The sequence below is a fragment of the Kangiella koreensis DSM 16069 genome (assembly GCF_000024085.1).
GTDB classification, from domain to species: Bacteria; Pseudomonadota; Gammaproteobacteria; order Enterobacterales; family Kangiellaceae; genus Kangiella; species Kangiella koreensis.
Map to the genome: position 1 here is coordinate 1,115,941 of NC_013166.1, position 25,997 is coordinate 1,141,937.

A 25,997-nucleotide genomic window follows, 5' to 3' on the forward strand; every position below is an offset into this window, starting at 1 on the left:
CTCCCTGCCTTACATTCTGAAGACGCCGAACTTGGTTTCTTCGGCTTCTTTGTTCATGGCAACAGACAATCCCAGACCGAGCACCATACGAGTATCAGCTGGATCAATAATACCGTCGTCCCATAAGCGAGCGCTTGAATAGTAAGGGTGTCCTTGCTTTTCATATTGCTCTTCAATCGGACGCTTAAATTCTTTTTCTTCTTCTTCAGACCACATCGGCTGATCAGAACGTTCAAAATTATCACGCTTAATTTGTGCTAATACGTTGGCCGCCTGCTCGCCACCCATCACAGAGATGCGTGCGTTAGGCCACATCCATAAGAATTTTGGGCTGTATGCACGACCACACATACCATAGTTACCGGCACCAAAACTGCCGCCAACAATGATGGTGAACTTTGGTACTTTGGCACAGGCCACAGCTGTCACCATTTTCGCGCCGTTCTTAGCGATCCCTTCATTTTCGTATTTGCGACCAACCATGAAGCCCGTAATATTTTGCAGGAACACAAGAGGAATGCCACGCTGTGAACACAGTTCAATAAAGTGAGCACCTTTAAGCGCTGACTCAGAGAACAGAATACCGTTATTAGCAACGATGCCCACGGGGTAACCATGAATGCGGGCGAAACCACAGATCAATGTATTACCATATAAAGGTTTGAATTCATCCAGCTCTGAACCATCGACGATTCGCGCAATCAGTTCGCGAACATCGAAAGGTTTGCGAGGATCTTTGTTAATAACACCGTACAACTCTTCAGCAGGATAGAGTGGCTCAACCGGTTTTTTCAGAGTAACCGATGGCGTTTTCTTACGATTCAAATTTGATACAACCTGACGTGCTAATTTCAAAGCATGCTCATCATTCAGAGCATAATGGTCAGTTACGCCAGAGGTTTTACAGTGAACGTCTGCGCCGCCTAAATCTTCGCTGGAAACCACTTCGCCAGTTGCTGCTTTAACTAGCGGCGGACCACCTAAGAAAATGGTTCCTTGCTCTTTAACAATAATGGACTCATCAGCCATCGCAGGAACGTAAGCACCGCCAGCGGTACAAGAACCCATGACGACCGCAATTTGAGGAATGCCTTTAGCTGACATGTTGGCCTGGTTATAGAAAATACGACCAAAGTGTTCTTTATCAGGGAATACTTCATCCTGTTGTGGCAGGTTGGCACCGCCTGAATCGACCAGATAAATGCACGGCAGATTATTTTCTTCTGCAATTTCCTGAGCGCGTAAATGTTTTTTTACCGTCTCAGGAAAATAGGTTCCGCCTTTTACGGTGGCATCGTTGGCAACGATCATGCATTCAATGCCTGAAACGCGGCCGATACCGGCAATTAAACCCGCGGCTGGAACTTTGTTGTCATACAAATCCCAGGCTGCCATTTGTGAAATCTCAAGGAAGGGTGAGCCTACATCAAGCAGTTTGCGCACACGCTCACGAGGCAATAATTTGCCGCGTGATAAATGTTTTTCCTGATACTTTGGGCCACCACCTTGAGTGATGTATTCCATCTTGTCGCGTAAGTCGTCGACCAAAGCAGTCATCGCTTCGGCATTCTCGGTAAAACTTGCGCTACGAGGATTGAGTGAAGATTTAATTACAGGCATATGTCTGTCCTACTGTTATTCTGATGCGATTGCACGGCCAATCACCATGCGCTGAACTTCGCTAGTACCTTCGTAAATCTGTGCGATGCGAACGTCGCGATAAATTCTTTCAACGGGATAATCACGTAAATAACCGTAACCGCCTAAAATTTGAATCGCTTCTGAGCACACTTTTTCAGCGATCTCTGATGCGAATAATTTAGCCATACAGGCTTCTTTTAAGCAGGGTAAGTTATTATCGCGTAGTTGTGCCGCATGTAACACCATCTGGCGCGCCGCTTCAACCTGAGTTGCCATATCGGCCAGCTTGAATTGTACTGCTTGATGCTTGTTAATCGGTTTACCAAAAGAAGTTCTTTCTTTTGAGTATTGAAGCGCATACTCATAGGCTGCTCGGGCCATACCCACAGATTGAGCTGCGATACCGATACGGCCGCCTTCTAAACCGGAAAGGGCGATTTTGTAACCTTCACCTTCTTTACCGAGCAGGTTTTCGGCTGGAACACGGCAGTCTTCGAAAACGATTGAAGCTGTGTCCGAAGCATTTTGCCCCATCTTATCTTCAATGTTGGAAACGATGTAGCCCGGAGTGTCGGTTGGCACAATAAAGGCACTAATACCTTTCTTGCCAGCACTGGGGTCGGTTACTGCAAAGACAATCGCGGTATCGCCATTTTTGCCTGAAGTGATAAATTGTTTAGAGCCATTAATAATATAATGGTCTCCATCTGGACCCTTTTCTAGAACAGCTTTAGTCTTAAGGTCTGATGCATCACTGCCAGCATGTGGCTCGGTTAAACAAAAAGCGCCGAGCTTCTCACCAGAGGCTAATGGCTTTAAGAATTTCTCTTTCTGCTCATCAGTACCGAAATTCAAGATCGGCATACAACCAACTGAGTTGGTGACCGAAATAATGGTAGAACAGGCGCCGTCGCCCGCAGCGATTTCTTCCAATACCAAAGCCGCGGCCACATAACCAATCTCACAGCCACCCCATTGCTCAGGCACTAACATGCCATAAAAACCAAGCTCAGCAAGACCTTGCAAAGCCTCGGCCGGGAAGGTTTTGTTCTTGTCCCATTCTTCGGCGAAAGGGGCTATGCGCTCCTGCACATAGCCCCTGGCCATATCCTGAATCATTGTTTGTTCTTCAGTCAGAATCATAAGGTTACTTTTCCGAATCTGTTAATATTCAAATGCTTTAAATAAGCTCAATGGCCAGTGCTGTTGCTTCGCCACCACCAATGCATAAAGAGGCAACGCCTTTCGACTTACCATACTTACGCAAAGCTTCAATCAAGGTAACAACAATACGGGTACCAGAACAACCGATTGGGTGACCTAGTGCGCAGGCACCACCGTGAACATTCACTTTAGCGTGATCAAGTTCCAAATCTTTCATGGCAGCCATAGTTACTACCGCAAAAGCTTCGTTAATTTCGAATAAATCAACGTCATCTTTTGCCCAGCCGGCTTTATCCAATACTTTTTCAATCGCGCCGACGGGAGCAATGGTGAATTCAGCAGGAATACGAGCATTGGTTGATTGTGCAACAATTTTGGCAAGAGGTTTCAAGCCACGCTTTTCAGCTTCGGATTGACGCATCAAGACAACTGCCGCGGCACCATCAGAAATAGAGCTGGCATTAGCCGCAGTGACAGTACCGTCTTTTTTGAAAGCAGGGCGTAGTGCAGGGATCTTGTCAGGGCGAGCTTTTAATGGCTGCTCGTCAGTATCTACTTCAACATCACCTTTGCGAGATTTGACCGTGACCGGTGTGATTTCACTTTTGAATGAACCTTCTTCAATTGCTTTATTCGCGCGTGCCAAAGATTCAATGGCAAATGCATCCTGATCTTCGCGAGTAAAACCGTATTTCTCAACAGTTTGTTCTGCGTAAACACCCATCGCCTGACCTTCATAAGCATCTTCAAGACCGTCAAAAGCCATATGGTCTAAAGTTTTACCATGGCCAAAGCGCTGACCATAACGGCCAGTAGGAAGAAGGTAAGGAGCAAGACTCATGCTTTCCATACCACCAGCAACCATTACGTCATTAGTGCCAGCTGTTAATAAGTCATGGGCCAGCATGATAGTTTTCATACCAGAACCACACACTTTGTTTACTGTAGTGGCACCAGTTGATTGTGGTAGGCCTGCACCAAGCGAAGCCTGACGTGCTGGAGCCTGGCCAACGCCAGCCGGAAGTACACAGCCCATGATGACTTCTTGAACATCATCGGCTTTAATGCCTGCGCGCTCCACAGCAGCTTTGATAGCAGTAGCGCCAAGTTCAGTTGATTTTACAGTGGACAGTGCGCCACCGAAGCCACCCATTGGGGTTCTGGCAGCACTAACGATTACGATTGGATCTGACATAAAATTTTCCTCTTCCGAAGTGGCTGTGCTTGCTAATACTGCGTTAAAAAGTTTATCAAATGTGCTCATGGACCTAATGTCCACTCCGCATTTTCAAAACTTTTTGCCTTGTCTTAGCGTCGCTCGCTCACTTCTACTACATACGTGAATTTATTTATTGCTAGAAAAAGTCATTTGCCTCGTTCTAGCATCGCTCAATAACTTCTCTTGCATATTTTTTGATAAAAAGTTTGCTCACTTCTACTACAAAGTGAATTTAACTGTTCTTAGAGAAGCCATCATTTGCCGCGTTCTAGCGGTGCTCAATAACTTCTCTTACTTAATCTTTTGCTTTAATAGAGCAGCTTAGGCTGTTTCGTTAAACAACTCACGGCCAATCAACATACGACGAATTTCCGAGGTGCCCGCGCCGATTTCATACAATTTGGCGTCACGCAATAAACGGCCCGTAGAGTATTCGTTGATGTAACCATTACCGCCCAATACTTGAATCGCATCCAATGCCAGCTTTGTAGCATTTTCTGCTGCGAATAGAATTGCTGCAGCGGCGTCTTTACGGGTTGTTTCACCACGGTCACAGGATTTAGCTACAGCATAAACATAAGCACGGCTGGCGTTCATGGTAGTGTACATATCGGCTACTTTGCCTTGTATAAGCTGGAAGGAGCCGATTGGCTTGCCGAACTGTTTACGCTCATGAACGTATGGAACTACCACATCCATACAGGCACGCATGATGCCTAGTGGGCCCGCAGATAGCACTGCACGCTCGTAATCCAGGCCGCTCATCAGGATTTTAACACCTTCATTAATAGGGCCCATGACGTTTTCGGCAGGCACTTCACAGTCTTCGAAAACTAATTCACATGTGTTCGAGCCGCGCATACCCAATTTGTCGAGTTTCTGCGCTGTCGAGAAACCTTTGAAGCCTTTTTCGATAATAAAGGCGGTAATACCTTTTGAACCTGCGTCTGGCTCAGTTTTAGCATAAACAACCAACACATCGGCTTCTGGGCCATTGGTAATCCACATCTTGTTGCCGTTAAGAATGTACTTATCACCTTTAAGCTCAGCACGTAGCTTCATGCCAACAACGTCAGAACCGGCTCCTGGCTCAGACATCGCCAAGGCACCGACATGCTCGCCTGAGCATAGTTTTGGTAGGTATTTCTGCTTTTGCTCTTCTGAGCCATTGCGACGAATCTGGTTGACACACAAGTTAGAGTGGGCGCCGTAGCTTAAGCCGATAGAGGCACTGGCACGGCTGATTTCTTCCATCGCCACCACGTGCTCAAGATAGCCCATGCCAGAACCACCGTATTCTTCTTCGACTGTGATGCCTAAAAGACCCAGCTCACCAAATTTCTTCCACAAATGGTGCGGGAACAGGTTGTCGTGGTCTGTTTTTTCAGCAATCGGTGCAATTTCTTTTTCCGCAAACCCACGAACCATTTCGCGGATCATGTCGGCGGTTTCGCCTAAATCAAAGTTCAACGATGGATACATGCTTGTTCCTCTATCTTAAATATCAACAAATCAATAATAATCAGTTCAGTCCAGCTTCTGCTCGAGCATATCCAGCTCTTTCAGCATATGCTCAATGTCTTTACGCTGTTGGAGCAGGGCATCCCGACGTTTCTGGATGAGTTCTACGAGAAGTTTTGCCTGCTTTTGCTTACCTTCAGGCAAATCATATAAATCGATAATTTCGCGGATTTCGGCCAGTGAGAAGCCAAGACGTTTTCCGCGAAGAATAAGTTGTAAACGGACCCTGTCTCTGGCGCTGTAAATACGGTGAACACCGCGACGCTCAGGGCAAATCAGTTTTTCATCTTCATAATGGCGAATGGAGCGTGAAGTAATTTCGAACTCTTTGGCGAGATCGCTAATACTGTATTCTCGTTCGCTGATGGTTTTTGCTGTCTGGCCTGACATAAGCCTGCTTATTCTGACAAATAAGATAAAATGATACCTTACCTTTACGCAAACGTAAACTTGATGAAGTCTCGTCTCGCTCAGATCAGACCAGTCTTACTCGAGTTATTTACTAGTAAATTAGACTAACTAATTGATATTGGATGGCTGTGATTAAAAAACAATCAATTGAGCTAAGATCTTCAAACAAAAATAACTTGATAAGCTAACTAATTGATATGAAGAAAATATGATCAAAGTGTGAAACTTATCAATTGCCAAGCCCTCTAACTTAGGTGTAAGTTAAACCCATAGAGTAAAAAAATAGACAGTGACTAATACGTTTAATGACAGCAAACAACAGAATTTTAGAATAAAGCCGATCGCTCGCAAGAGCTGTCGGCTTTTTTTATGCGTTTAATACATCAAGTAAACATCGTTAACAGCAAAGGGGACGACATCTATGAAACGTCAGAAAAGAGATAAACTTCAAAGAGCCCACACCAAAGGTTTTAATGCCGCACTTCAAGGTCAGTCTAAAGAAAACTGTCCATTTGAAGAACTGAATGCGCGAGAGGAATGGCTAGGCGGCTGGCGAGAGGGCCGAGAGGCGTTTACCACCAATGGAATGAAAGCTTATATCTAAACCACTTAACAATATTATCAATACATCATACATTAAAATACAAGCCCGGCTCTGACCGGGCTTTTTTATGGGTTATTATTTATTATTGAATCAAAATTTCATTATCAATATACTTGCTCACGGATTATTACAGATACAAAAGGACTCATTATGAAAATAACTGCCAAGTTAGCTTCCTTATTAATTTTATTCACCGCATCAATTTCATCCCACGCAACCTTTGACAATGCTATAGAGCATTATGAAGAAGGAGCTTACAAGCAAGCCTTTATGTGGTTCCGGTCATTGGCCGAAATAGGCCACAAAGGCGCCCAGTTTAATCTGGGTGTGATGTACCTTGAGGGCACAGGAGTAGAAACCGATCCTGTTAAAGCTTATGCCTGGATCAAACTATCGGATAAGAAAGAAAAAAAAGAACGGGCATTTCTTAACGAAATCCGCCAGAAGCTTAACGCTGAACAGCAAAAAGAAGCAGATTTTTTTTTCAATAGCCTCGATAAATCTTTTAGTGAAGAAGCACTGAAGTTGGCCTTGGAACCTGTATATAAGCCAGTTGATACATCTTTGGATACTGAGAATGAGGCTAAGCCTCTTAAAACTATTGCTCCTGACTATCCTTATGAGGCAGCTATGAAAGGAGTAGAGGGCTGGGCGAAGTTTGCGTTTAAACTCGATCAGGAAGGTACTCCGACTGACATTCAGGTAATGGATTCATATCCCGGCGATGTGTTTGTCAAAGATTCAATTGCAGCAATTTCGAAATGGCAATTTGAAACTCCCAGTGACAAAAACCAATTCAATAAAGTCTATAAATATCGTTTAAGCTTTGAGCTTGATAAAAACAATAGAAAAAACAGGTCGATTATTTCAGAAGTTAAAGAAAAAGCAGAGGAAGGCGATCCTATAGCGCAATATTACTATGCAAAATATGCTCCTATGGTAGAGCGTGATCCAGAATTCAATACAACGTTGTGGCTATATAAGTCAGCACAGCAAGGAATTGCAGATGCGCAGTATGAGTTAGCAGAAAGGCTTCTTGCAGGTCAAGGATGTGAAAAAGACAAAGAAAAAGCAATCTCCTGGTTAATACAATCCGCATCAGGCAATCTTGGTCGTTCGCAATTCAAGCTGGCAAAGCTTTTCTTCAAAGTAGACGACAAAGAAAAAGCCTATTTCTGGCTGGATAAAGCCATCGAATCAAATGATTCAGAAATTGCTCTCGAATTAGCAGAATATTTATATGAATTAAAGGACTCCAAATATTCATTGGATTTAATCATCGACCAACTCAATGAAGCAGATCTAGAGAGAGTCGCCTACCCCGTCAAGCATCATGAGTTTGCAGCCAATCTTTACTTTTTAAATGGTCAATTCGAACTTGCTGTCGAAAGTCAGGAACAAGCTCATAAAGTGATGAGGAAAATTAAAAGAGTGCCTGACTATATGCAGAAAAAATTAGCTCGTTATGAAGAAGCCTTGGCAACCCCCAGTAGTTAGACCAACTCTGATCCTTGATTAAATGGTTTAAAGGAGTAGGCTCCTAAATGGCTTGGGAGCCTTTTAACTCAAATTAAGGCTGCAATTTCCTACTCAAAACTACTTGTCATTAAGTATCATCAATATTCTTAATAACTAGCCTATTTCCTTTCCCTTTGAAATAATAAAGCATAAATTATTCATGATTCGCCACAATTCTAACCCTTTTTGGTTATAGTGGCGTTTCTATAATAGTGATAATAAATCATTACAGGGGAGTATTATGTCTTATCGTTTGCGCTTATTGGTAGCCGGGGTTATTTTTTGTCTGGTTTTATTGTTAGCGGGGTGTGGTGATGACTCTGATGGCTCAAAGCCGACCGAGTCGAGTGTAGAGCAGAAAACTGGCCAGGTGTCTTCACAATCAACGGTTGTTTCTGAGCCCGATACACTGACGCCTTTTAAGGTGTTAAGTGTTTATCAGGGAACCTATGATAATGCGCCTGCTTTACAGATTAATTTCAGTCGACCGATTAAGCGTGATCAAGATTTAGAACGGTTAGTTCAAATATCTCTCAATAAAACTCCTCAGAAAGGCGGTTGGGTCATTAGCGATGACAACCGTCGTATTTATTATCCTTATATTGAGCCTGAGCAATATTATGAAATTAACGTTGCCAGTGAGCTAGAGGCCGGCAATGGTAGCTCATTAGGTGATTCATTTAAAAAGCAGGTCAAAACCAGTGCGATTGAGCGTCAATTACGCTTTTTGAGTCAGGGTTCCACCATTTTGCGCGATAGTGGCATCTTGCCGATTGAAGCGGTCAACGTGAAGGAACTCGACCTCAAGTTCTGGCGTGTAAAACCTCGTTATTACGATAACTTTTTTGCCAATGGTGATTATCGTCGCTATTACCAACTGCAGAACTTAAAAGAAATGGCTGAGTTGGTGCATACCGGTCGTTTTGAGCTAGAGGCTAAAGATAATCAACGTCTGACTCACCAGATACAATTAAAAGATATAGATGCACTTAAGGATAATGGGGTTTATGCGGTGACCATGCAGCCAGCCGATGACTATCCTTATCAATTCGAGTTTAGTTGGTTTGTGCTGAGTGACATAGGTCTCCATACCCGTCAATACGCAGATAGCCTGGTGGTCTTTGCTCATCAATTGCCCTCAACAAAATCTTACCAAGGCGTTGAACTAGCTCTGCTCAATAATAAAGGAGTGCGTTTAGCGGAACAGAAGACCAACTCAGCTGGCTTTGCAGAGTTTGATGCTTCCACCGTTGAAAATGCCCGTTTTTTAATTGCTTTGAAGGGGCAAAATACTAACTTGATTCGCCTAAACAGCCCGAAGCTGGACTTATCAGAGTTTAAGTTAACCAAGCGACAGCAATATCCTATTGAATTATTCTTGTATGGGCCTCGCGATTTGTATCGCCCCGGAGAAACCGTTCGTATGCAAGGGATCTTGCGCGACTATCAAGCAAACTGGTTGCAGCCAACGCCCATTTCTGTGCGTGTGTTACGGCCTGACAATAAAGTCTTTACTACATTGCAATGGAAAGGTGACGAGGTCGGTTATTACCAAACTGACTTTACTCTGCCAGAGGACGCCATGCGTGGCAGCTGGACCTTTGAAGCAACTCTTGCTAATAAAACGACTTTCAAATATGAGCTTGCCGTCGAGGATTTTTTGCCCGAACGTCTGAAGCTTGAATTGGATGCTGGAGAAGGTAAGTGGTTAGCGATTAATGATAAACCGGCTATTAGTATTCAGTCTGATTATCTTTATGGTGCGCCAGCCAGCGGCAATCGTTTTGATGCCACGGTGACGGTATCAAGCGCTAAAAATCCTTTTGAGAATTATGAAGGTTTTAATTTTGGTTCTAACAAATACCGTGATTTTAATCAGGTTATGGATGTTCCTGCTGGGACATTAGATGAAGAAGGGCATGCTACTTTAGAATTAAACAATCAATGGTCAGGAAGTCAGTTCCCGATTCGCTTACTGAGCAGCGTTAATGTGTATGAAAGCGGTGGTCGTCCGATTACTCGTCGAGTGACTCAATATGCGTTCCCGCATGAAGAGTTAGTGGGCGTCAGGCCATTATGGACTTCCGAGCGTGAATTCGCTGCACCGAATGAAAACAATCTGGTCGAGTTGGTCGCAGTGAATACGCAGGGTGAGTCATTAACTGGCGGTCAACAGTATCAGGTTACCCTGATTCGTGAAGACAGTCGTCTCTACTGGCAGTATGGCAACAGTGGCTGGGAGTACCGCTCATCTGAGGCCAATGTTCCGGTTTACACCAAGACCATTAAGTTTGAGTCAGCGCAACGACCACAACTATCTTTGCCTCTGGAGTATGGTAACTATCGGCTTGAAGTTCTCAATCAACAGAATCAGTTACTCACCAGTTATCACTTCTTCGCTGGTTGGTATTGGTCTAACAATAACGAACTGAATGGCGAACGACCCGATCAGGTTAAGTTGTCAATTGAGCAGGACTTTGTTGATTTGGGTAAAGATCTGGAAGTTAATATTACCGCGCCTTATTCGGGCCAGGCATTGGTTACCGTAGAAAGTGACCAGCTGCTATGGAAACGTGCGGTTGAGCTGGACTCGGCTGAGTCGAGCGTGACGATTCCTATGGACAAGAGCTGGAATACTCAGAACCTTTATGTGTCGGTGATGGTGCTTAAACCAGGTGACATCAAGCGTAAAAATTTACCCAATCGCGCTTTCGGGGTGATGCATTTACCCTTAAACCGTGATGCGAAAAAATTGGATATAGAACTGACGCATAATGACAAGCTTCGTCCGCTACAAACGGTTGAAGTGGATCTGAAAGTTAATAATCAGAACTCGGATGAAACAGTATTTGCCACCTTGGCCTTGGTTGATAGCGGGATTCTGAGCATCAGTAATTTTGAATCACCAAAACCGATTGACTGGTTCTTTGGCCAGCGCGCATATGAAGCGGCATTAAAAGACAATTACGGTAGCTTTGTTGAGTTGACTGAAGGAAGCTCGGCCAGACAACGCTTCGGCGGTGATGCGGATTTAAGCCGTGGTGGTGATGCACCGGTTTCTGATGTGCAAATCGTTTCCATAGTCAAAGACAAAGTACAGTTAGATCAGAATGGTCAGGCCAAGCTCAATGTACAACTGCCATACTTCAATGGCGAGTTACGATTGATGGCCGTAGCTTTCAGTAAGAACCGTTATGGTTCAGCTGAATCTAAAGCTAAGGTCGCGGCACCTTTAGTGGTCCAGGCTTCCATGCCACGCTTCTTGGCAAAAGGTGATCAGTCGCAAGTCATGTTCGATATCAAAAACATGGAGGAGACTGAGCAAACTATTACTGTGACACTTGAAGCTGACAAGGCGTTGGGTAGCGGCAGTGTTACCAAGACTTTAACGATTGAACCGAAAGGCAAGACTCTGCTAGCCCTTGATGTAAAAGCCTCTCAATTTACCGGCTCGGGCAAAGTATCGCTTACTGTCGAAAGTGACAATTCAGATTTAAAAATGAATCGTAGCTGGTTGCTGGGTTTACGTCCTGCCTATGCTGCTTCAATTATTAGTAAGCAAGCAGCTGTTAATACCGGTAGTCAATTTACCGTTAGCGATGATTTTGCCAGCCAATATGATAATTATGGTTTGAAGTCGGTGTTAAGGGTATCTAGCACGCCACCTCTCGATGCTGGGTCCTATATTGATGGCTTGTTGCAGTATCCTTATGGTTGCCTGGAGCAAACAACTTCACGTGCCTGGCCTTGGTTGAACATTGAAAGAGATGATTTGAATACGCTTGAATCTGAGCGCACAACTAAATTGTTTGAAGAGAGGCAACAGTTGATCGATGCTGCTATCAGTCGTGTGCTTTCGATGCAGCGTTATGACGGCAGTTTTGGACTATGGTCTAACAACTCTCCAGAAGAGCCCTGGATGACTGCTTATGTCACAGACTTTTTGATTGAAGCAAAGCAGTTGGGCTATCAGGTGCCGGAAGATAACCTGGATAGAGCTGTACGCCGCTTGCAACGTTATGTTCGTTCCAGCGCTTTCAGAACTGATAACTGGAGTTACTATGACGATAGGGAGCACTTTGAATTAGCGTACCGTGCTTATTCGGCTTTTGTGTTAACTAAAATTGGTAGCGCCAGTTTGCAAGATGTGCGTGCCCTTTATGATAAAAATGCAGCTGATGCTGAGCGAACATTACCGCTGGCTCATTTAGCCTTTGCCTTGGAAAAACTCGGCGATCAACGTCGTGCCAAACTGGCCTGGGGACAAGCCTTTACTACTAAATTTAAACATAAGCCTTATTGGTATTATGGGGATTACGGTTCGCCGATTCGCGATATGAGTCAGGTGGCAAGTCTGAGTTTGGGCAGTAAAGTTGTGGAAGCGCTAGACCTTAATGGACTGGATTTGGTTTATGATTTAAAGGGTGAGCTGGAGTCTCGTAGTTGGTTATCGACACAAGAAAAAGGTGCTTTAGCGCGCTTGGCAAAACAACTTAATGATATGAATTCTGAAAACTCTGAATTGAGTCTGGAAATAGTGCAGGGTGGTGAGTCTGAATCCTTTAAGCAAACTGCAGATTATATTGCGGTAGCTAAAAACAACGCCGTAAAGCAGCCTTTAACTTTAAACAATTTAGGCGAGAAAACTGTATTCGTAGATTACAAGGCTCAGGGCTATCCGAAAACTGCCCCTAAAGCCTTACATGATGATATTGCCATAAAGCGTCGCTATTTTAATCTTCAGGGTGAGCCGATTTCGATTCAGAACTTGACCGCTGGCGACAGAGTCATTGTCGGATTATCAATTGATCTGGCGCGGGAACATAATAAGTTACGTAATGCCATGCTCATCGATTTATTACCGGCTGGCTTTGAACTGGAAAATCAAAACCTTGAACACTCATTTAAAATTAATGAGATTAAGATTGATGGAAAGAGTATCCAGGAGCTGACACAAAATACGCAAATTGCTCACCAAGAGTTTTGGGATGATCGCTTCATGGCAGCACTCGAGTTAAGAAGTTATCAGACGACTCATTTGTTCTATATGGTGCGTGCGGTGACTCCCGGTACTTACACGGTACCATCGAGTTTCGTGGAAGATATGTATCGTCCTGAAATTCGCGGTATCAGTGAACCTGAAAAAGCCATTACCATTAGTAAGCCAGACGCTGACTAAAGGGGCTGCTTATGGCTCAATCTAAAGGTGTGTTCAGTAAACGCTTCTGGCTGAAAAGTCTAAAGCGTTTACTGATTGTTGTACTGCTATGTTTTATTTCTTTTTGGGTTTTAGACAAGCTCTTTCCTTTACCTATCGACGATTTTGAACAGAGAAACTTCGCGCAACTTGTAGTCGATTCGGAAGGTAAGCCTTTACGAGCTTTTCCTGATTCACAGGGTGTCTGGCGCTACCCGGTGACACTAGACGATGTCTCTCCGCTATACATTGAGGCATTGGTTAATTACGAAGACCGTTATTTTTATCAGCATCCGGGGGTTAATCCGTTTGCTTTGATGAGGGCCGCAGCGCAGGCCATTTATCATGGTGAAATCGTTTCGGGCGGGTCTACTTTGACGATGCAGGTTGCGCGAATCCTTGAGCCACATGAGAAAACGATTGGCGGTAAACTACATCAGATGTTTCGGGCCTTGCAGCTTGAATGGCACTACTCGAAAGATGACATTCTAACTTATTATCTGAACTATGCACCTTTTGGTGGCACTATCGAAGGCGTAGAAGCAGCAAGCTTTACCTATCTGGGCAAATCCTCTAAAGACATAACCGCCTCTGAGGCCGCAATGTTGGCGGTCCTTCCGCAAGCACCTTCCTGGAATCGGCCTGATTTATATCCTGAACGCGCCAAAGTACAGCGCAACAAACTGCTTGAGCGATTGGCTGAATTTGAAGTGTGGTCGGTAGATCTTATTGATGAGATCAAACAAGAAGATGTCTGGGCTGAATATAATACACAACCTGTTCTAGCCCCATTATTAAGCCGCGAATTAATGACTCGCTATCCGGATCAGCGATTAATTAAAACGGCGATTGATCGCAACCTGCAAACAGAGCTAGAGTTAAGTGTCTCTGATTATATTCGAGACAAAGAGGATGGTTTATCAGCCGCAGTGATTGTGATGGATAATGCTACTTCAATGCCTTTGGCCTACATTGGTAGCGCTGATTTTGCTAACCCGGATCGTGCTGGGTACGTTGACATGACCAAAGCTACTCGCTCGCCTGGTTCAACTCTTAAACCCTTTATTTATGGCCTGGCGTTGGATAAAGGTTTAATTCATTCTGAATCTTTATTGTTTGATGTGCCGCAATCATTCGAAGGTTACAAGCCTAAAAATTTCAGTGAACATTTTAATGGTGCTGTGAGTGTTTCTCAGGCTCTAGGACGATCGCTTAACATGCCTGCTGTGCAGGTTTTAAATGAAGTTACTCCCGAATATTTTTATACTCAACTGACTAATGCAGGTTTGAAATTATCATTACCTCAATCAGCATCTCCGAACTTGAGTTTGGCATTAGGCGGTGGTGGTGCCACTTTACAGCAGTTGGTCGGAACTTTTTCAGCGGTGGGCAATGGGGGGGAGGCAACCGAGCTTAGACTGCATAATGAGCAACCGCAAAAAAAATTACCTCTGTTGAGTCAGCAAGCCAGTTGGATCGTGCAGGATATTTTGAGGCAAATTCCGCTTAACAATCACCTGAGGAATCAGTACCTTCAACCCAGCAGACAAATCGCCTATAAAACCGGAACCAGTTATGGTTCACGCGACGCCTGGGTGCTAGCCTCTAATCAAAAGGTCACTATTGGAGTTTGGGTAGGTATGCCCGATGGTTCATTTAGTATTAATAACAGTGGCCGCACAACTGCAGTACCTTTGCTTGAACGAATTTTAAAGACTATGCCCAATGATTGGCTAAAACCCATCGAACGTCCTGCTAAAGTAACAATGGCTGATATTTGTTGGCCATTAGGTACGCTAGCTTCGTTGCAGTCCGATGAAAACTGTCATAAAAAGCGTTCGGCCTATTTAATTGATGATACTGCTCCTGCGACTTTTTCCGATCCATTGAGTAGTGATTGGCATAATGGCTTGGTAAAGGTGCAGCTTGATGCTGCAACAGGCAAGAGGGTCAATAATCAATGTTTTGATGGCTCTGTGGATATAAAAGAAGTTGCTCTATGGCCAAAAAGCCTGGAACCGTGGATAGCTAAGCCATTCCGGAGCGATAGTTTATTGCCAGAATATGCTGAAAGCTGCCAAGTAAACGTAAGCTCAAACAAACTTAGAATTGTTGGGCTCGATCCTGAAGCGGTTATTTATGCAGAACCACAAAAACAAAAGCTACCTGAAGTTCAGTTACGGGCAGAGGGTATTAGCGGTGAGCCTTATTGGTTTTTAAATGGGCGCTTACTGGAGTCTCAATTAGAATCAGAGCATCAGATTGCATTAAAAGACTTAACGCGTGGTCGTTACGAAGTGATCGTGGTGGATGAAACAGGAGCCTTTTCCGAGCTGAATTTTAGTGTGGAGCATTGAGCTCTCTGAGCCCAATTTTAAAGGCTTTGTGCCTGTTTAACTTGTCTTTTCTCTGTCAGTAGTTAAACTATGCGCACTTTTACTTATGACCCCGTAAGGTCAGAGTTACTTTTTATGCGTTTAGAAGATTTTCATTTCGATTTACCCGATGAGCTGATTGCTCGTTATCCTACCGAACAACGTTCTGCCAGTCGTTTACTGTGCCTTGATGGTCAAAGTGGTGCTGTTGAGCATAAGCATTTCTATGAGCTGGTCGATCTGCTTAATCCTAATGACTTATTGGTTTTCAATGATACTCGCGTCATTCCGGCTCGCTTGTTTGGCCAGAAGGTCACGGGTGGCAAATTAGAGATTTTGATTGAGCGTCTGGACTCGGATGTTGAGGCGATTGCTCATGTCCGCTCTAATCGTACACCAAAACCAGGTTCAGAATTTGTCTTAGAAAACGGCTTTAAAGTGTTGATTACAGGGCGTAAAGAGGCTCTTTTTGCTTTGCAGCTACAAGAGGGCGATTGGCAAACGGTGATGACCGCTGTGGGCCATATGCCATTGCCACCTTATATTGACCGAGCGGATGAACTATCCGACAAAGAGCGCTATCAGACGGTTTACAGCAAGGTTGATGGCGCTGTTGCGGCGCCTACTGCAGGTTTGCACTTTGATGATGCACTGCTTGAGAAAATTGGTAACAAGGGTATTGATTCGACTTTTGTTACTTTGCATGTTGGCGCTGGTACTTTTAGCCCTGTTCGGGTTGAGAACATCACTGAACATAAGATGCACTCGGAATGGTTCGAAGTTTCGCAAGAGGTGTGTGATAAGGTCAATGCGGCGCGGGCAAAAGGCGGGCGAGTGATAGCGGTTGGCACTACTTCCGTGCGCTGTTTAGAGTCAGCTTCGGCCAACGGTTATATACAGCCACATATGGGTGAAACGGATATATTTATTTATCCTGGCTATCAGTTCCGTTCAGTCGATGCGTTGATTACTAACTTTCACTTGCCGGAATCCACGCTAATGATGCTTGTCAGCGCTTTTGCCGGCAAAGATCATATTATGAATGCTTATAACGAAGCGGTGAAAGAAGCTTACCGTTTTTTCAGTTATGGCGACTCAATGTTTATTCACCAGATCAACACTGAATCAAGACTAGTCGAAACAAGCGGAACTGCTGGTTCTGACAGTTTAAGAGAGACTCACGATGCAATTTAAATTAAACACAACGGATGGAATGGCACGTCGCGGTGAAATCACCTTTGAGCGTGGCACTATTCAAACCCCAGCCTTTATGCCTGTTGGCACCTATGGCACCGTCAAGTCGATGACTCCCGAAGAGATAAAAGAGATTGGTGCGGAAATTATTTTAGGCAACACTTTCCACCTTATGCTTCGTCCGGGCACCGACATTATTGAGATGCATGGTGATCTACATGACTTTATGCACTGGGATAAGCCAATCCTGACTGACTCTGGTGGTTTTCAGGTATTTAGTCTTGGCAAGTTACGTAAAATTACTGAGCAGGGCGTAGAATTCAGATCGCCTGTCAATGGCTCTAAAGTTTTTTTAAGTCCTGAAGAAGCTATGGAAGTACAGCGTAAACTGGGGTCGGATATTGTTATGATTTTCGACGAGTGTACGCCTTATCCGGCAACTGAATCTGAAGCTCGTGAATCAATGGAGCTTTCGATGCGTTGGGCCAAACGCAGTAAAGTTGCTCATGAAGCCAAGAATAAAGCAGCGCTGTTTGGGATCGTGCAGGGCGGTATGTACCCACATTTACGTAAAGAATCACTAGCAGGACTTACTGAGATTGGTTTTGATGGTTATGCCATAGGTGGTTTGTCGGTAGGCGAGCCGAAAGATGAAATGCTTAATGTGCTTGATAACCTAACTGGTGAGATGCCACAGGACAAGCCTCGTTACTTGATGGGCGTTGGCAAACCCGAAGATATTGTTGAAGCAGTACGTCGCGGTGTCGACATGTTCGATTGTGTGATGCCAACTCGTAATGCTCGAAATGGCCATCTTTTCACCAGTACAGGGGTTGTAAAACTGCGTAATAGCCACAATAAAACGGATACTGGCCCGCTGGATGAGGCCTGTGATTGCTATACCTGTACAAACTATAGCCGTGCATACCTACATCACCTGGATAAGTGTAATGAGATATTGGGCGCTAAGCTCAATACCATTCACAATTTACGCTACTATCAAAATCTGATGAGCGGATTGCGAAAGGCGATTGAAACAGGTACATTGTGCGACTTTGTTGAAGATTTTTATACGAAACAGGGCAAGCCTGTTCCGTCATTAAATAAATAATTAACTAATTGATAATATTAAACTATAGAGGTAATTCCAGATGTTTCTAGCAACTGCTGCACCACAAGGTGGTGGTTTAATGAGCTTCCTTGTGATGTTCGTCCCTTTGATTCTTATTATGTATTTTATGATGATTCGTCCTCAGCAAAAAAAGATGAAGCAGCATAAAGAAATGGTTTCTAGCCTGGAAAAAGGCGATGAAGTCATGACCACTGGCGGTATTTTAGGCCGCATAAGCAAGATTAAAGATGATTTCATTGTTGTAAGCATTTCTGATGGTATCGAAATCAAGTTTCAAAAAGCAGCCATCGCACAAACTTTGCCAAAAGGCACAATAAAGTCAATCGACGAATAATATTTAACCGCCCAACTAGTTTTCAGCTTGTTTGGGCGGTTTGTTTTTATACCCGGACATAAATTATGTTTACTGATCAATCCAATCAAAGATTGCTACCTATCAATACCTACCCTAAGTGGAAGTATGTACTGATACTTTTCGTTGTCGCAATTTCTCTTCTTTATGCAGCCCCCAATATTTACGGTGAAGACCCAGCTGTTCAATTATCGGCTCTTCGTGACGCTACAATCTCTGAACAGCAGGTTGAGCAAATTGAAGCCGCTTGGCAGCAAGAGGGCTTGGCATCAAAGGCAATCGAACGTGATGGTGAAAAGCTGGTAATTGCTCGATTCCAGTCCAACGAAGAGCAGTTACAAGCCCAAGAAATCGCAAATAAGATTCTGAATCCATCTCTTGAAAATCAGAGCTATGTTGTGGCCCTTAATTTAGCCCCAGCGACACCAGACTGGTTATCCTCTCTTGGCGGCAAGCCAATGAAACTTGGTCTTGACTTGCGCGGCGGTATCCATTTCCTGATGCAGGTGGATATGGAACAGGCTATGGCTCGTCAGCAAGAGCAGTTACGACGTGACTTTATTGAGTCATTAACTGCTGAGAAGCCTTCGATTCGCGGTCGAGTTGAAACGATTGATAACGGTTTGGTGATCAGTTTCCGCAATCAAGATGATGCTGAGCGTGCATTTTCAGTTTTATACCAAAATTACATCGATCGTATTGACATTAATTTAGCAGAGCAAAATAATCGTCCGGTTGTTCGAGCTACTTTTAATCAAACTAAACTACAAGCCATTCAAGATAACGCGATTGACCAGAACCGTTTGATTTTAAGTAACCGTGTAAACTCTTTAGGTGTTGCTGAACCCTTAATTCAGCGCCAGGGCAGTGACCGAATAGTAGTTCAACTACCTGGTGTTCAGGATTCAGCCTTAGCAAAACGAATTCTCGGCGCAACGGCAACACTTGAATTCCGTTTGGTTAATCATGAAGCGGACATCGTTGCTGCACAACAAGGTCGTGTTCCAGCTGGCAGTAAGCTTTTCGAATCCGAGCGTGGGCCGATCGTTGTGTTTGATGAAGTTCAAGTTTCTGGTGACCACCTAACTGATGCTTTTTCAAGCTTTCACCCACAAACTAATCAACCAATCGTTTCAGTACGCCTTGACGGTGAAGGTGGGGCGAGAATGTTACGTACCACTACAGCTAATCGTGGCAATTCTCTTGCCATGATTTTAAAAGAGTCAGTACCTGTTTTTGAGATCAAAGACGGTAAACGAGAGTTAGTTAAATCCAGTGTAGTAGAAACTCTAGTTAGTGCGCCTCGTATAAACGGAGCATTTGGTACGGACTTCTTTATCGAAGGGCCAGACTTCACTCCTGCAAATACCAAAGATTTAGCCACTCAACTCCGCTCAGGCGCCTTAATTGCTCCGACCTTTATTGTTGAAGAGCGTACTATTGGGGCATCGCTGGGTGCGGAAAATATTGAAAAGGGTATTAACTCGGTCATTATCGGTTTTTCGCTAGTAGTCCTGTTTATGCTGTTGTATTACAAAGCATTTGGTGTGGTTGCCAATATCGCGCTGATATTTAATGTAGTCACCATTGTCGCTGTAATGTCGATTATGGGAGCAACCCTAACTCTACCAGGTATCGCAGGTATCGTGTTAACAGTCGGCATGGCGGTTGATGCAAATGTCATTATCTTTGAGCGTATTCGTGAAGAGCTTCGTCATGGTACAGGTGTTGCTCAGGCCATTGATAAAGGTTATTCACAAGCCTTATCAACCATTGCAGACGCCAATATTACTACTGCCATTGCTGCCATCATTCTCTATGCGGTTGGTACAGGTCCTATTAAAGGTTTCGCAATTACCTTGTTTATAGGTATCTTGACCTCAATGTTTACCGCAATCCTGGTCAGCCGAGGAATCATAAATCTGATTTATGGTCGCGGCAAAAAGCCAAGCAAATTGTGGATATAAAGGGAGTATTAGAATGAGTTTTTTAAATGAAGATACTAATTATGATTTCCTCAAAGTCCGCAAGTTCGCGTTTGCGCTTTCTGCAATTTTAATTATTGCTTCGATAGTGTCCTTTTTTACCAAAGGGTTGAACTACGGGTTGGACTTTACTGGTGGTACTTTGGTAGAAGTCAGCTATGAGCAAGACGCAGATTTGCAAAAAGTTCGCCAACAACTAACTGAGATTGATATCAATGGTGCTGTAGTACAGAATTTTGGTTCAGCCAAAGTTGTACAAATTAGAATGCCTCAGCAGGATCACATTGAAAATGCGCAAGTTAGTGACGTGGTTCTTGCCACGCTTGCCAGTGATGGTTCAAAAGTAACTAAGCGTGATCAGTCATTTGTTGGTCCGGTTGTTGGTGAAGAGCTAAAAGAGCAGGGCGGACTAGCCATGATAGTGGCTCTTATCTGTATTATGATTTATGTCGCGCTGCGCTTTGAGTGGAAGTTCTCAGTCGGTTCTGTAGCTGCATTAGCGCACGATGTTATTATCGTGGTGGGCTTCTTCTCAATTACTTCGGTTGAGTTTGACCTGACAGTTTTGGCGGCATTGTTGGCGGTAATTGGTTATTCGCTGAATGATACCATTGTTGTGTTTGACCGGATTCGAGAAAATTTTCTCTTGATGCGCAAGGCAACGCCTGAAGAAGTAATCAATAATTCTATTAACTTAACCTTGTCACGTACTGTTATGACCTCGTTAACGACGATGTTGGTGTTGTTAGCCTTGTTCTTTTTTGGTGGCCAAACCATACATTCATTTGCAGAGGCCCTTATTGTAGGTATTTTGGTGGGTACCTATTCTTCGGTATTCATAGCAAGTCCAACGACTCTTGCATTAGGTATTACTAAAGAAGACTTAATGCCTCCTGAAATAGAGAAAGAAGGTGAAGAGTTTGACGCTCCCTAATTGTTATTAGTAACACTTTCTTTTATATTAAAATGGCTTAGTGTGAAACTAAGCCGTTTTTTTATATAAGGACAATGCATTGTGATGGCTGAACAGTCGAACAAACCTCAAGAAACTGATACTTCAAGCTCTCTTGCGGAGCAAACGCTGGGCAATATAGAGGCCTACCTGCCCGATTTTATCATCCCCTTATGGGAAAAGTTGCAGACCAACCCTTGGATTTTATCGATCATAGTATTGGTACTTGGCTTTTTTGTTGCCAAGGGTGTGCAGTGGTTTATTCGATCGCTAATAATGAAAATTGCTGAAAAAACCCCCGGTGATTTTGATGATAAGCTGGCTCCGCTTCTTAGCAAGACTGCCTTTAGCTTTATTTTCTTTTTAACCCTTATTATTGCAATAGAAGCTCTGGACTTATCTGAGTCAATTGACACTTTCCTGAAGCGTTTTGTTGTTTCAATTTTGATCTTGTCTTTGATGTCTAAATTACTCAAAGCTACAAAATTAGTACTCAATGCTCTAGCTAATAGTAAAAACAGGTTTAAATTCGTCGAAGAAAGAACTATTCCAATTCTCGATATATCATCGAAGATTTTAATAGTCGGTGCTGCGTTATACTTCTTGATTCTTTCCTGGGGAATTGATCCAACAGCTTGGTTAGCCTCTGCTGGTATCATTGGTATTGCCGTCGGTTTTGCGGCTAAGGATACTCTGGCTAATCTCTTTTCGGGCTTCTTTATTGTTGCTGACTCGCCCTATAAATTAGGAGACTACATCATTCTAGACGCCGCTGAACGGGGTAGAGTCACCCATGTGGGCATTCGTAGTACACGATTACTGACGCGTGATGATGTTGAGATTACTATTCCAAATTCAGTTATTGGTAACGCAAAAATTGTCAACGAAAGCGGAGGCCCTTGGGAAAAAACTCGTATTCGTGTTGATGTTGGTGTTTCATACGACTCCGATCTTGAATTTGTTCACGATGTATTGATGGAGCTAGTTGATGACCGAGATGATATTGCTAATAACCCTGCACCTAGAGTTCGTTATCGTGCTTTCGGTGCTTCAAGTATTGATCTTCAATTGATGGCTTGGATTAATTATCCTGAGCAGAAAGGTATGATTACGCATAAATTGATTATGGATATTCATAAAACCTTTAGAGAGAAGGGGATCGAGATTCCGTATTCAAAGCACGATTTGTATGTGAAGGAGTTTCCGATTGCTAAGGATTAGTCTTTTAGTTTTACTACTATTGTCTATTCATCTAGAGGCGAAAGAGGATTCTTATAAGTCCTGTGGGCTTAATGATAAAGCGAGAGAACTGGCTAAACTGATAGTAACCAATAAAGATCAAAAGCGTCCAATTTTACAATGTAGTGCATTATTAGCGGAGGTGGCTGATAAAAAAGCTAAGGAAATGGCTAAAGAAGGAAAAGTTTCACATGATGGTCCAGGTGGCACTCCCGATGTTCGGTTAATGCGAGCTGGCTATCCATTATCCTTGCCGAGGTCTGTAGTTGGTAATAATCATGTTGAATCGGTAATGGGTGGGGCAACATATGCTGAGGAAGTGCTGGATTATTTTGCGAACTCTTATGCCCACCGTATACATATATTTGGTGAGCATCCGTTTTATCTGGAGCAATTTGAGATTGGTGTAGGTCATGCTGAAGAGTGGTATAGTCCGCATATTGACTATTGGGTGGTATACATTGCAAAAGCAGAAAGACTAACCATTGAGTATGGTGATCGAGAGCCACTCAAAGAAACTAAATATCTTGGTGTATATAAAAAATAGTATCTATTTAGTAGTAAAAAAGGAGGTCAACGCCTCCTCTTTTACATTGTATAGACTTATGAATTCACTGACGCAAACAGATCGTGCTGATCTGCTGCTTCGATAGTCACCTCAACAAATTGTCCTTCTTTAAGATTTTCAAATCCTTCATCAATGATAACTTTTCCATCGATCTCTGGAGCATCGGCGCTCGAGCGTGCCAACGCACAATCTTCATATAGCTCGTCGACCAGAACCGTCATAATCTTTCCAACCTTTTGTTGTAGTTTCTTAGCACTAATGGCTTCCTGAACAGCCATGAAGCGAGCTAGGCGTTCTTCCTTAACCTTTTCAGGAACAGGAGCAGGTAATTCGTTAGCTGATGCCCCTTCCACTGGCGAGTATTTAAAACAACCAACACGATCCAATTGCGCAACTTCAAGGAAGTCTAATAACTCCTGGAACTCTTCCTCGGTTTCACCCGGGAAGCCCACAATGAAGGTACTACGAATGGTTATGTCAGGGCAAATATCACGCCACTTCTGAATTCTCTCCAATACATTATTAATATCGCCAGGACGTTTCATTAGTTTAAGAATTCTTGGGCTGGCATGTTGGAAAGGAATATCCAGATAAGGAAGAATTTTTCCTTCTGCCATCAATGGAATAATGTCATCGACATGTGGATAAGGGTAAACATAGTGCAAGCGCACCCAAACATTTTCTAATTGGCCCAGTGCTTCGCACATGTCTTTCATGCGTGTTTTGACCGGCTGACCTTGCCAAAAGTCCATGGCATACTTTTTGTCAACACCATAAGCGCTGGTGTCTTGAGATACTACCAATAACTCTTTAGTACCAGCTTTAACTAACCTTTCTGCCTCATCTAGTACTTGCCCGACTGGACGGCTAACTAACTTGCCACGCATTGATGGAATGATACAGAAGCTGCACTTGTGGTTACATCCTTCGGAAATCTTCAGATAAGCATAATGGCGAGGCGTTAACTTTATACCTTGTGGTGGTACCAGATCGACAAAAGGATCGTGCTCGCTTTTTGGTGGTAAGTGTTCGTGTACTGCAGTTAAAACCTGTTCGTATTGCGCTGGACCGCTGACACTCAATACGCCTGGGTGAATTTCGCGGATATCATTTTCTTGAGCTCCTAGGCAGCCAGTAACAATCACCTTGCCGTTTTCATTCAAGGCTTCACCAATAGCTTCTAATGACTCCTGTTTGGCGGCATCAATAAAACCACAGGTGTTGACCACGACAATATCGGCATCTTCATAGGTTGGAACAATATCATAACCTTCAGTTCTTAATTGGGTTAGGATTCGTTCTGAGTCGACCAAAGCCTTTGGACAGCCTAGGCTGATAAAGCCTACTTTGTTAGCGGTTTTATTGAGATGGGACTGGGTGTTAGAAACAGGGTTTGTAGCCATAACTGACAAAATGCTCGAATGAATGCTCAAAAAAGGGGCTGTATTCTATCGCAGCCCCTGAAATTGATACAAGTTATCAAATGATTATTTTGTCTAAAAAACAACCTTAGAATGGCTATAAGCTGCCAACTCATTGAGTTACTTTTTCAACTCATAACAAGGAGTATAACGCTCATAATCGAGTTTCATGCGTTTTTGTGCGACGAAAGCTTTTAATAATTCATCCAACTCTCGCATGATGTCTTTGTTACCATCTAATTGATAGGGGCCATGTTTCTTAACTTCAGCAATACCTTTTTCTTTGACATTGCCGGCAACGATACCTGAGAAGGCTTTGCGTAAATTGGCAGCCAACAGATGTAAGGGTTGTTCAGGATGGAGGTTCAGGCTAGCCATGTTCTGGTGGGTTGGGTCGAAGCTCTCCTGGAAGTCCCAGTCAATGTGTAATTGCCAGTTAAAGTGATAGGCATCCTGCACTTTCTTTCGGTACTCTCTTACTTCAGTAACACCAGCCTGTACGCTTCGTGCTACTTTGACAGGATCATCGACGATGATTTGATATTTGGCCTGAGCTTCTGACCCTAGTGTGTTGCCTATAAACCTGTCAATTTGGGTAAAGTAGTCTGCTGATTCAGCCGGCCCAGTAAAAATTAACGGGAAAGGGATGTGATGATTTTCAGGGTGAAGCAAGATTCCCAAAATATACAAAATCTCCTCGGCCGTTCCAACGCCACCTGGAAACACCACAAAACTATGACCCATACGCACGAATGTCTCAAGTCTCTTTTCAATATCGGGCATGATAATCAGTTCGTTGACGATAGGGTTTGGAGATTCCGCAGCTATGATCCCCGGCTCTGTAATACCTATGTATCGCCCTCGTGTGATCCGTTGTTTTGAATGCCCAACCAGAGCGCCCTTCATTGGGCCTTTCATTGCGCCAATACCACAACCTGTAATAATGTTCTGCTCTCGCAAGCCAAGTCGATAACCAACCTCTTTGGTGTACTCATACTCATGGTGGGGGATAGCGTGACCTCCCCAGCAAACCACCATATTTGGATCTATACCTGGTTTTAATGCTTTTGCGTTACGCAAAATATGAAAGATTGCATTAGTACAGCCAGAGCTTGAGTTAAAGTCGATTCGCGAATTATTCTCCAGTTCCTGCTTTAAAAAGACAATATCTCTAAGGACACTAAAAACCTGTTCTTTCAATCCTTGAATCATTACTCCATCAACAAAAGCACCAGATGGTGCATTTTTAATTTTTAACTTAACGCCCTTATTGAGTTGCATGACTTCAATATTGAAGTGATCAAGTTGTTCTTGAATAACGCTAATATCGTCAGTGATATTGGTGCTATTAAGGACTGCTAGGGTGCATTTCTTAAAGAGTTCGTAATCGTTGCCTGTGGTGTGTTCACTGAGTCTTTGAATTTCGTCATTAGTTAATAATTCTAGTCCTGACTCTGCGGTAATTTCAGTGTCTATATATTGTGATTGTGCGATTTGATTCATA

Annotated in this window: 18 protein-coding genes; 11 read left to right on the forward strand and 7 right to left on the reverse strand. The window is 43.5% G+C overall.

Translation table 11 applies throughout. The features are described from left to right. Positions 1 to 9 precede the first annotated feature (9 nt). From KKOR_RS05315 to KKOR_RS05335, 5 genes are all read right to left on the reverse strand, one after another. Positions 10 to 1,620 carry a carboxyl transferase domain-containing protein gene (locus tag KKOR_RS05315; RefSeq protein WP_012800991.1) on the reverse strand — a complete coding sequence of 537 codons (1,611 nt, stop codon included), beginning with the start codon at positions 1,618 to 1,620 and terminating at the stop codon, positions 10 to 12. A gap of 15 nt (positions 1,621 to 1,635) precedes the next feature. Next, the gene (locus KKOR_RS05320; protein ID WP_012800992.1) at positions 1,636 to 2,784 is read right to left on the reverse strand and encodes an acyl-CoA dehydrogenase family protein; all 1,149 of its coding nucleotides are present in this window, start codon (positions 2,782 to 2,784) and stop codon (positions 1,636 to 1,638) included. A gap of 37 nt (positions 2,785 to 2,821) precedes the next feature. After that, positions 2,822 to 4,000 carry a thiolase family protein gene (locus KKOR_RS05325; RefSeq protein ID WP_012800993.1) on the reverse strand — a complete coding sequence of 393 codons (1,179 nt, stop codon included), beginning with the start codon at positions 3,998 to 4,000 and terminating at the stop codon, positions 2,822 to 2,824. Between the two features lie 345 nt (positions 4,001 to 4,345). After that, entirely contained in the window at positions 4,346 to 5,506 is a 1,161-nt protein-coding gene (locus KKOR_RS05330; protein WP_012800994.1) for an isovaleryl-CoA dehydrogenase, read from the reverse strand. A 45-nt stretch (positions 5,507 to 5,551) separates the two neighbouring features. Further along, the gene (locus KKOR_RS05335) at positions 5,552 to 5,935 is read right to left on the reverse strand and encodes a MerR family transcriptional regulator (RefSeq protein ID WP_012800995.1); all 384 of its coding nucleotides are present in this window, start codon (positions 5,933 to 5,935) and stop codon (positions 5,552 to 5,554) included. A gap of 442 nt (positions 5,936 to 6,377) precedes the next feature. On the opposite strand from KKOR_RS05335, the gene rmf reads away from it, so the two are divergent. The 11 genes from rmf (at position 6,378) to KKOR_RS05390 (ending at position 23,051) form a co-directional block, all read left to right on the forward strand. After that, the gene (rmf, locus tag KKOR_RS05340; protein ID WP_012800996.1) at positions 6,378 to 6,560 is read left to right on the forward strand and encodes a ribosome modulation factor; all 183 of its coding nucleotides are present in this window, start codon (positions 6,378 to 6,380) and stop codon (positions 6,558 to 6,560) included. A gap of 150 nt (positions 6,561 to 6,710) precedes the next feature. Next, positions 6,711 to 8,057: a TonB family protein gene (locus KKOR_RS05345; protein WP_012800997.1), complete on the forward strand. Its 1,347-nt coding sequence runs from the start codon at positions 6,711 to 6,713 to the stop codon at positions 8,055 to 8,057. 262 nt (positions 8,058 to 8,319) lie between these two features. Then, positions 8,320 to 13,257 carry an alpha-2-macroglobulin family protein gene (locus KKOR_RS05350; RefSeq protein ID WP_012800998.1) on the forward strand — a complete coding sequence of 1,646 codons (4,938 nt, stop codon included), beginning with the start codon at positions 8,320 to 8,322 and terminating at the stop codon, positions 13,255 to 13,257. A gap of 11 nt (positions 13,258 to 13,268) precedes the next feature. Further along, positions 13,269 to 15,632, forward strand: coding sequence for a penicillin-binding protein 1C (gene pbpC / locus KKOR_RS05355; protein WP_012800999.1), 2,364 nt, complete (start codon positions 13,269 to 13,271; stop codon positions 15,630 to 15,632). 114 nt (positions 15,633 to 15,746) lie between these two features. Continuing rightward, entirely contained in the window at positions 15,747 to 16,844 is a 1,098-nt protein-coding gene (gene queA / locus KKOR_RS05360; protein ID WP_012801000.1) for a tRNA preQ1(34) S-adenosylmethionine ribosyltransferase-isomerase QueA, read from the forward strand. Beyond that, positions 16,834 to 17,955: a tRNA guanosine(34) transglycosylase Tgt gene (gene tgt / locus KKOR_RS05365; RefSeq protein ID WP_012801001.1), complete on the forward strand. Its 1,122-nt coding sequence runs from the start codon at positions 16,834 to 16,836 to the stop codon at positions 17,953 to 17,955. Before queA ends, tgt begins: the two co-directional genes overlap by 11 nt. 40 nt (positions 17,956 to 17,995) lie before the next feature. Then, positions 17,996 to 18,310 (forward strand): preprotein translocase subunit YajC, encoded by a 315-nt coding sequence (yajC, locus tag KKOR_RS05370; protein WP_012801002.1) that lies wholly within the window; start codon positions 17,996 to 17,998, stop codon positions 18,308 to 18,310. Positions 18,311 to 18,375: 65 nt separating this feature from the next. Beyond that, positions 18,376 to 20,295 carry a protein translocase subunit SecD gene (secD, locus tag KKOR_RS05375; protein WP_012801003.1) on the forward strand — a complete coding sequence of 640 codons (1,920 nt, stop codon included), beginning with the start codon at positions 18,376 to 18,378 and terminating at the stop codon, positions 20,293 to 20,295. A gap of 13 nt (positions 20,296 to 20,308) precedes the next feature. Then, positions 20,309 to 21,247 carry a protein translocase subunit SecF gene (gene secF / locus KKOR_RS05380; RefSeq protein ID WP_012801004.1) on the forward strand — a complete coding sequence of 313 codons (939 nt, stop codon included), beginning with the start codon at positions 20,309 to 20,311 and terminating at the stop codon, positions 21,245 to 21,247. An 84-nt stretch (positions 21,248 to 21,331) separates the two neighbouring features. Beyond that, positions 21,332 to 22,486 (forward strand): mechanosensitive ion channel family protein, encoded by a 1,155-nt coding sequence (locus KKOR_RS05385; protein ID WP_012801005.1) that lies wholly within the window; start codon positions 21,332 to 21,334, stop codon positions 22,484 to 22,486. Continuing rightward, positions 22,473 to 23,051, forward strand: coding sequence for a CAP domain-containing protein (locus tag KKOR_RS05390; RefSeq protein WP_012801006.1), 579 nt, complete (start codon positions 22,473 to 22,475; stop codon positions 23,049 to 23,051). Before KKOR_RS05385 ends, KKOR_RS05390 begins: the two co-directional genes overlap by 14 nt. Before the next feature lie 56 nt (positions 23,052 to 23,107). Here KKOR_RS05390 and rimO read toward each other — a convergent pair whose 3' ends face one another. Together rimO and ppnN are read right to left on the reverse strand one after the other, a co-directional pair. After that, complete coding sequence (gene rimO / locus KKOR_RS05395) at positions 23,108 to 24,475, reverse strand: 30S ribosomal protein S12 methylthiotransferase RimO (RefSeq protein WP_012801007.1); 1,368 nt, start codon at positions 24,473 to 24,475, stop codon at positions 23,108 to 23,110. 138 nt (positions 24,476 to 24,613) lie between these two features. Then, positions 24,614 to 25,996, reverse strand: coding sequence for a nucleotide 5'-monophosphate nucleosidase PpnN (gene ppnN, locus KKOR_RS05400; RefSeq protein ID WP_012801008.1), 1,383 nt, complete (start codon positions 25,994 to 25,996; stop codon positions 24,614 to 24,616). Between the last annotated feature and the right edge of the window lies 1 nt (position 25,997).

Excerpts from the sequence above, each read along its gene's own strand:
- yajC (WP_012801002.1), top strand. The coding sequence starts at position 17,996 with ATGTTTCTAGCAACTGCTGCACCACAAGGTGGTGGTTTAATGAGCTTC.
- KKOR_RS05345 (WP_012800997.1), top strand. The coding sequence starts at position 6,711 with ATGAAAATAACTGCCAAGTTAGCTTCCTTATTAATTTTATTCACCGCA.
- KKOR_RS05320 (WP_012800992.1), bottom strand. The coding sequence starts at position 2,784 with ATGATTCTGACTGAAGAACAAACAATGATTCAGGATATGGCCAGGGGC.
- KKOR_RS05385 (WP_012801005.1), top strand. The coding sequence starts at position 21,332 with ATGGCTGAACAGTCGAACAAACCTCAAGAAACTGATACTTCAAGCTCT.
- secD (WP_012801003.1), top strand. The coding sequence starts at position 18,376 with ATGTTTACTGATCAATCCAATCAAAGATTGCTACCTATCAATACCTAC.
- queA (WP_012801000.1), top strand. The coding sequence starts at position 15,747 with ATGCGTTTAGAAGATTTTCATTTCGATTTACCCGATGAGCTGATTGCT.
- KKOR_RS05335 (WP_012800995.1), bottom strand. The coding sequence starts at position 5,935 with ATGTCAGGCCAGACAGCAAAAACCATCAGCGAACGAGAATACAGTATT.
- rimO (WP_012801007.1), bottom strand. The coding sequence starts at position 24,475 with ATGGCTACAAACCCTGTTTCTAACACCCAGTCCCATCTCAATAAAACC.
- rmf (WP_012800996.1), top strand. The coding sequence starts at position 6,378 with ATGAAACGTCAGAAAAGAGATAAACTTCAAAGAGCCCACACCAAAGGT.
- KKOR_RS05315 (WP_012800991.1), bottom strand. The coding sequence starts at position 1,620 with ATGCCTGTAATTAAATCTTCACTCAATCCTCGTAGCGCAAGTTTTACC.
- secF (WP_012801004.1), top strand. The coding sequence starts at position 20,309 with ATGAGTTTTTTAAATGAAGATACTAATTATGATTTCCTCAAAGTCCGC.
- KKOR_RS05325 (WP_012800993.1), bottom strand. The coding sequence starts at position 4,000 with ATGTCAGATCCAATCGTAATCGTTAGTGCTGCCAGAACCCCAATGGGT.
- KKOR_RS05350 (WP_012800998.1), top strand. The coding sequence starts at position 8,320 with ATGTCTTATCGTTTGCGCTTATTGGTAGCCGGGGTTATTTTTTGTCTG.
- tgt (WP_012801001.1), top strand. The coding sequence starts at position 16,834 with ATGCAATTTAAATTAAACACAACGGATGGAATGGCACGTCGCGGTGAA.
- pbpC (WP_012800999.1), top strand. The coding sequence starts at position 13,269 with ATGGCTCAATCTAAAGGTGTGTTCAGTAAACGCTTCTGGCTGAAAAGT.
- KKOR_RS05330 (WP_012800994.1), bottom strand. The coding sequence starts at position 5,506 with ATGTATCCATCGTTGAACTTTGATTTAGGCGAAACCGCCGACATGATC.
- ppnN (WP_012801008.1), bottom strand. The coding sequence starts at position 25,996 with ATGAATCAAATCGCACAATCACAATATATAGACACTGAAATTACCGCA.